Here is a 7,812-nt window from a genome sequence, read left to right as displayed (position 1 = left end):
CGACTGCCCTGGCGCGACATCCGCCTGGACCACTACGAACGCGCCCGCGCCCACCACCGCCACGAGATCCGTCGACTGAAGACCGCCGCGTTCGCCGCCGCCTCAGGCGGGGCCGGAGAGAACAGCGGGACGACGTCCCGAACGCTGGCCGGTCGCCTCCGGGGCATGAGGTAGACGAATTCCGCGCCGGTCACGGAGAATGCGGGTGATGGCCTTGCGTTGGCTCGGGTCCCGTTGCAACACAGCAGAATCCCGCGTTGGTCGAGTTTCCGCCGTATGTCCTGCAGCGCGAAGAGATCGTTCCCCGCACCGGTGAGGGTTTTTCCCTCAGTATTGGCAACCCCCCAGGGCGGCTCCTGCGCATAGCGTACGACCCGAACCACTCACGGCCCGAAATTGATGCGACCTGTTCGACCTATGGCGTTCATGTGCGTGGAGCTCAATTCCCGGGATGCGGAAACTGCCTGCCACACGCTCTCTATCGAGACGGTCCCCTCTTCATGGCTGCTACTGCGAGGGGGACATTGAAATCTTCGGTAACGGCGCAGGTGATCTGCCAGCCGTACGGGTCGAATAGATTGAGGATGAGGACTCTTTCGTCGGGGTTGCGCTCGGACATGGCTTGAGCGAATCGGTTCGCATCGATATGTCGCTGCGCGGGTTCGTTGGCTTTTTCGGTGTAGTGCTGCGCCAGCGTTTGGGGTGTCGCAAGCCAGACGGGGAACTCAGTGGCCGAGGAGCTTGCGATTGCCTCCATAGCGGCGGGGGCCGCCTGCCATCCGGCCCGCATGAGGGTTTCGCAGAGTACGGCAGCACGCTCTGAAGGGATACTGCCGATTGCACTTGCGTTGACTGTGCTCGTTTCGGGAGTTATACCGGCCCCTCGTACCACTGTGGAGGCCAGCGGTCGTTGCAGGTCCTCCGTAGCAGCTACGAGAACTCGTCCCTCTTTCATCTGAATGGAGAAGAATCGAACGAACTCCTGTGGCGCGGCACGCAGGGCTTCGGCGAAGCGGGCCAAGTCTCGTGTTCTGTCCGCCAAGCTGGGATCTTGACGAAGGCGAAGCTCGTAAATTCCGGCGAGGGATGCCGCTTTCACTCGTGCTAGCTCAGCGGACTGTGTGGGAAATTCCTGCAAGTGGTCAAGCACTCGCTGGGCTGACCACCATCGCGCTTCAGCGAGCTCTGCACACAGAGCCGCTATGCGGTCGGCGGAAATGGTGTTGAGCTCATTAGCGGAGGGCAATTAATTCACCTTCTATTCCTGAGGGAGTGCGGCGAAGGTGGCCGCCGGAGCTTGTTCGGCGGCCACCTTCGAGATCAGGAGGTCATGGCGCGGGCACGAAGTATGCCTTCGCCCCTTGCACCATGCCTTCCACCAGGTTCTCGTTTCCTTCCCATAGATCATCACTGATCATGAACGACGGGTACACCGGCTGTCCTAGAGGAAGCTTCACCTGAAGAATTATTCCGGGTAAATCGCTTCGTCCTTCAGCAGCACCTCGTGCATACTGTAGGGCTGTCTGCTTTGACGTTGTCCAGGACGTGTAGATGCTATCGGTATTACCGTCGTGGTGCGTCTTCATGCTGGCGGATCCGCCACGCGGTATTGCTATACCTCGCGTAGCGTTGTCGAAAGCTGGACTTTTTACGGACACCCCTCGGTAGAGGTAGTTGAAGCCGGGCTCCTCCGGGATGGAGTCCAGAGAGAAGGCACCCCCGCCGCGGAACGCCGGGTCATCTGCGTGTGCCGCTCCCGGACCGTACCTCTGTGGTGAAGTGCGGGAGAACTTGCCCTTCAGCCAGTTGAACGCCGGGCCGAGAAGGCTGCTGGTGCCGCCGCCCACCGCGCCGAGCGTCAGATCGCCCGGGGTGGTGGGCCTGCAGTGGACCTCGTTGACCCCCCAGGCAAAGCCGGCACCGACGGCGGCGTTGACCGCTGTGGAGGTGGCCAGGGCGCGGCCTCCGGTGAGGCCGAGAGCGCGTACAGCGACGTTTCCTGCGCCTGGCATCAGGACACCACCGATGCCACCGGTGATGGCCCCCTTCCCGGCTGCCTTGCCGAAGCCGCCCCAGCTGAAGCCGCCGTTGCGGTGCTGCCAGCCGTAGATGCCGGCTTCGACTGCGCCGCCGATGACGGCTCCGATGCCGGCGCTGATACAGAGCGGGCAGCGGCCGGAGGGGTCGGACTGGTTGACGGGGTCGTTGTTGGCGTAGGCGTACGCAGACAGGTTCGGGCTGTCGTTGGCGGCGGGTACGGGGTCCCGTGTGGTGAAGACCCGGTTACTGGGGTCGTAGCTGCGTTCGCGCAGGTACAGCCGATCGGAGAGGGCGGGGTCTTTGTACTGGCCGTTGTAGCCGAAGACGCTGTACTGGCCGTCGGGAATAGTCGCCTTACCGCTGAAGGTGCCCCAGGCGGTGTAGGTGTAGGTGTAGTTCTTCGTTCCTGCGGCGTTGTAGACGGCAGTGATTGAGTTTTGCCGGTCGTGGGTCGTGTAGAAGGTGCCACCAGTGCGGTTTTGGGACTCCGGGGCGCCCTCGGGGTTGTACTGATAATTGGCGATCAGGGCGCCCTTGCTGTTGGTTTCCGTGGCGATCTGCGCCAGGGGGTTGAGCACGTCCCAACGCGAGGTCCGGGAGAGGGCACCGTTCTTGTTCGTGATGGTGCGGTTTCCGTCGGCGTCGCTGATGAAGGTGTAGGCGTCGGCGCCGATGGTGGCGGCTTTCAGTCGGCCCAGTGGGTCGTAGCTGTAGGTTCCCTTGTCGTCCTTGGTCCGATTTCCGTCGGCGTCGTAGACGAAGTCGACGGTGGCGGTGCCCTCGACGCGCTTGGTGAGCTGGTCGGCAGCGTCGTAGGTGTTGGTGCGGGTGCTGGTGGCAGTGGACGAGCTGGTGACGTTGCCGACCTTGTCGTAGGTGTAGGTGGCGCCGCCCTTGCCGCTCAGGCAGGATGCGGTGGCGTCGGTGTCGGTGCAGGCGCGGGTCATGCGACCGACTGGGTCATAGGCGTAGCGGTCAGCGAGGCCGGTGGTTGTGCCGTCCTTGAAGTAGTCCTTGATGACGCGTCCTGCGGCGTCGCGTTCGAAGTGCCGGGCTCCCGTGTTTTCAGAGAGCGAGGACAGGCGGCCGGCACGGTCGTAGGTTCGGGCTTCGACGACTGCTGTGGTGGTGGGCAGCTTGATGGACGTGAGGTTCCCTGCGGTGTCCCATTCGTACTTGGTGGTCTTGCCGCCAGCGGTCTGTCCGGTCATGTGACCGTCGTTGTCGTAGGCGTAGGAGATTGCTCGGTTGTCCGGGTAAGTGCGGCTCTTGATGCTGCCGTTGTCGTTGTAGGTGTACTTGAACGGGCTGGCCGCGCCAGGTGAGGTGACGGTCAGTGGCCGCCCCTCATCGTCGTAGGTGACGGTGCGGGTGCCGATGCCGTCCTTGATGGTCTTCGGCTGGCCGGCAGCGTCGTAGGTATAGGTGACGGCGGGGGTGCCGTCAGAATGGGTGGTCGTGCTCAGCAGGCTGCGGGCGTCATAGGTATGAGTGACGGTCTGCCCACGCGCGTTCGTGATCTTTATACGATGGCCTTCGACGTCGTAGCCGTACGAGGTAGTACGGGCCAGCGGGTCGGTGATTTTGGTTAGCCGGCCTGTCTTGTCGTAGGCGTAGGTGGTGGTGTGATCGTTGGCGTCCTTGCGGGACGTCAGGTTTCCCATCGCGTCGTGGGTGAGGCTGGTGATCCCACCGTCAGGGGCGGTTACCTTAGTCAGGCGCCCCAACGCGTCGTATTCATAGGCGGTCTTCTTGCCGAGAGCGTCGGTGCGCTCGACAAGGCGGTCGTCACCGTCGTAGACGTTGGTGAAGGTCTTGATTCCGTACGGGTCGGTCTGGCTGAGGACGTTCCCGGCCGGGTCGTAGGCGGTGCTCCAGGTGTACTGCGCGGGGTCGGCTCCGGTGGTGTTGCCGCGGGGCTCGACGGTCTTGGCGAGCCGTCCGTTGTCGTCGTACGCGTACGTGGTCTTGTTCCCGAGCGGCGAGGTCTCGGAGATCAGGTTGCCGGCGTCGTCGTAGGTGTAGGTGACGGCCTTGCCACCCCGGTCGGTGGTCGTGAGGAGGCGGTTGCCGGCGTCATAGGTGTTGATGGTGGTCTTGCCGAGCGCGTCAGTGCTCTTGGTGACGTTGCTTTCACCGTCGTAGTCGGTCTTGCGGACTTTCCCGAGCGGGTCCGTGACGGCGACCGGGCGGTACTCGGCGTCGTAGTCGGTCTTCGTGGTGTTACCCGCCGGGTCGGTCACCGTGATCTGGTTGCCGACCTTGTCGTAGCCGTACTTCCACGTGTACTTGGCAGGGTCGGCGCCGGTGGCATTGCCCCTGGGCGTCGTCATCGTCAGCCGGTGGCCGGCCTTGTCATAGGTGTAGCTCGTCTTGGCGCCGGTCTCATCGGTGTGCGAAGTGACGTTGCCCATCACGTCGTACGCTGTTCTTGCGACGTGACCGAGGGGGTCCTCCACTTCCGTGAGACGGTTCGCGGCGTCGTACGTGAAGGTGGTGGTTTCGCCAGCAGCGTCCGTCACCGTCGCAGGGTTGCCTGCGGCGTCGTACGTGCGGCGCGATGTATTGCCCCGAGCGTCGGTCGTCGACGTGAGCCTGCCCGCGTCGTCGTAGCCGTAGCTCGTCGTGTACGCGGCGGGGTCGGTGTCGGCAACATTGCCACGCGGATCGGTCTCGCTCGTGACACGGCCGGCGGCGTCGTAGCTTCGCGTGAGGCGCGACTTGTCGGGCAACGTCACCGATGTCAGATTGGCCGCGGCGTCATAACCGTATTTGGTGACCTTACCGCGCGGGTCGGTGACGGTATCGACCTGGCCCAGCGGGGTGTAGGTGAATTTGGTTCCCTTGCTGCGCGCATCCCACGCCGTGACCAGCTGGCTCTGGTCGTTGTAGACGTAGCTGCTCCTCTTCCGGTTTCCGTCGGTGTACATGAAGACGTTACCGGAGGCGTTGTACACCCATGATCGTGTTGATTTCGGCGTCCTGGCTTCCTTGACTCTCCCGGCCTGGTCAACTGACCAGTTGAACGTGTTTCCGAGCGCGTCAGTGCTCTCCACGAGGTCCAGTTTGTAGGTGTACCCGTACGTGGTCTTGTTCCCGAACGGGTCGTACTGTGCGACCAGTACGTTCTGTTCATAGACGTCGGTCCATACTCCGCCGTCCGGGGCAATGACGTCGGTTTCCTTGCCCGCGTACCCAAAGCTCGTCTCACCGCCGTCCGCTCCCGTCTGTTTTGTGACGCGTCCGGCGTCGTCATACGCGTTGACCAGAGCCGTGGTGCCGCGTGCATCGATGATCCGGGAAAGGAACCCCGCCGAGTCATACTCGTACGTGGCCTTCTTTCCATCGGGCCCTGTGACCTGGGAAAGCCGACCGCCGCTGTACCCGTACCTGACGGTTCTACCATCGGACAGAGTTACGGCGGAAAGTCGCCCTTCCTCGTAGGTGAGTTCCGCCTTCTGTCCCGAGGGGGTGATGAGTGACGTGAGCAGCCCGCTTTCGCCGCGCGCGAAATTCACGTCCCGGCCTTGCTTGTCCGTGCTCCGTGTCAGTCGACCGTCCTGGTCGAAGGTGAGCTTTTTACCCCCGGCCGTCTTCAGCTGATATCCGTCCGCTGTCTGCGACAATTCTGAATGGGCTGTGGCAGGCATTTTGTAGCCGTCGTCGGTTTTGGCGTACGGATAGCGGGAACCGTCCTCGGCGTGGAAGACGACGTCACCGTTCGCCTTCTTCTTCAGTTTCGCGTCCCAGGGCGTCGTCCAGCCCTCGCCTAGAATCCCAGTAGCGTCATCTGCCGTGGCTCGCGCGCCAGGTGTCCGGTTGTTCGACGCGTAGCTTCGGCTCACGTCCACAGGCGTAGAGCCGGACAGGGTGGCATCCACGTAGGTCTGGCTGAAGGCTCCTGTGGCCGTGTTGACGCCGCTTCCTCGGTGCGCTTGGCAATGGGCGGCGCCAGCGAGATTGTCGTGACAAGACGATCCATAGGTCTGGTTGTCAGGGACGCCGGCGCGTCCCCATCCGCGTGCGGCCCATATGTTCTGCTCCCAGAGAGGCCATGCTCCGTCCGGCTTCCTGTCGAAGATCGTGACGTGGAACTCCGTGGGCCGCGCCCCTCCGCCCAGCGCTCCATCGGCGCACACTTGCCCGTCGTACTCATAGGTGAAGGAAACTGAGGTACCAGGGAATTTGGGAGGGTCGAATGGGCCTCCACCCCAGTTGTCCGAGTGCACCCAAGACGGTGCCGCTATGGTGATGGGGTCACCCAGCCACTTGCCCTCTTCGCTGCCGAAGCACAGCACTTCCGGGCGCACGACGATGGACTGTGTCCCTTTGTCTTCCAGGTCGGCCCCTTCGGACCCTTCCCAGTTGTAATAGACCTCCGCTGTGTACGTGAAAACATCACCCGGCTTCGGGACGAATCCGCCGGTTACGTAGTACTGGCCACCCTGTCTTTGCACACTAGCGATCTCGTTACCGGAAGCATCGACCAGTTTGCTCGAGTCGACCACGATCGAATACGGCACGACCGATTCGGCGGTTTTTCGTGGCGACGACCGCTCCTTGCTTAATTCCTCATGCTTAGGCTTAAGTGACACGTTGCTGAGATCGCGGGCTACTTGCCTTCTTCGCTCATCGAGACTCATCGCCTTTTGCGGCTTTGCGGGCTTCGGCCCCCGGCCTCTCTCAGGTACCGCTTCGGCCGACGTGATCCTCTGCGGTACCGAAAGTGCTGGAGATGCACCGGTGAGTATCATAAGCAGCGCGATAACAAGGCACGCATAGCCCCTGGCCGTTCTTACCCCACATCTGAGCACCGAACGTTCCCCTCCTGCGACACAGTGACAGGCGAGGGCACGACGTGCGGTTGCGCTGATCGATCCCCCGCGATAGCCGTGCAGTCCGCTCGGCAATCATTTGATACAGAACCGCCGACCCGGAACCCTGGTCACCTTAGGCGCAGACGTCACAGCAGGACCATAGATCTGCTGCTACTGGCTGGAAACGAATGGCGGGTCGGGTGATAACGGCTGTCCGATGCGATCGCCCCCTGAGGTGTGGGTGATCGGCGACGTATCGTTCCCCAAGCGCGGCAAGGCATCGGTCGGGGTGGGCCGACGGCGGCTACGCCGAAAGACTCGTCACCTGGGCCAAGAAGAAGCTCCAGCTCCGTCTTCGATCCAGCACGATTTTCTGTCGCATCCGGCTTTGGGTGTTCCCGCAGCCGGAAACCAATCTGACCGCCGCCTTGGAGCACAGGCCCGACCGCAGGGTCTTTGAGAAGTGATGTTGTGTCCGGGTTCGTCAGGCCAGCCCGAGGGCGGTGAGGGGTCGCTGGTGGTCGCGGCAGGTGTGGCGGAGGGCGGTGGCGATGTTGGTGTGGCCGTCCTGGCGGTGGACGCCGATGGCGAGGTTGCGCAGGCCGGCCATGCTGCGGGGCAGGTGCCGGGTGCGGATCTTCGAGGCGTCCTCGGCGAATGTGGTGTCGCGGACGTGGTGGAGCCGGTTCTCGATGTTCCAGTGGCCGCGGATCCAGGCCGCGAGTTCGGCTCCGGTGACCGCGCCGGGCGGCAGGCTCGTGACCAGGTAGATCCGCTCGATCGTCAGTTTCCCTGTGCTCAGGTCGCGTCGTCGGCGTACGACCTGGAGAGCCTGGCGGGCGTGCGGGTAGTCGAGGTGTGCGAACGCGGCGGTCTTCAGTCGACGGATCTCGTGGCGGTGGTGGGCGCGGGCGCGTTCGTAGTGGTCCAGGCGGATGTCGCGCCAGGGCAGTCG

The 7,812-nt window shown here is 63.2% G+C and carries 2 protein-coding genes and 1 pseudogene; all 3 read right to left on the bottom strand.

Features of this window, described 5'->3' with window-relative positions:
- Positions 1-478 precede the first annotated feature (478 nt).
- Positions 479-1,021, bottom strand: coding sequence for a hypothetical protein (locus ACZ434_RS32660; protein ID WP_468462346.1), 543 nt, complete (start codon positions 1,019-1,021; stop codon positions 479-481).
- Between the two features lie 307 nt (positions 1,022-1,328).
- Positions 1,329-6,683, bottom strand: coding sequence for a DUF6531 domain-containing protein (locus tag ACZ434_RS32655; protein WP_468462344.1), 5,355 nt, complete (start codon positions 6,681-6,683; stop codon positions 1,329-1,331).
- A gap of 658 nt (positions 6,684-7,341) precedes the next feature.
- Positions 7,342-7,812, bottom strand: a pseudogene (locus ACZ434_RS32650) (ISAs1 family transposase); the annotation flags it as partial.

The organism is Streptomyces sp. NPDC030893 (genome assembly GCF_055571535.1).
Note: the sequence above shows the minus strand (reverse complement) of the source record. Positions and strands in the feature narration are given on the sequence as shown.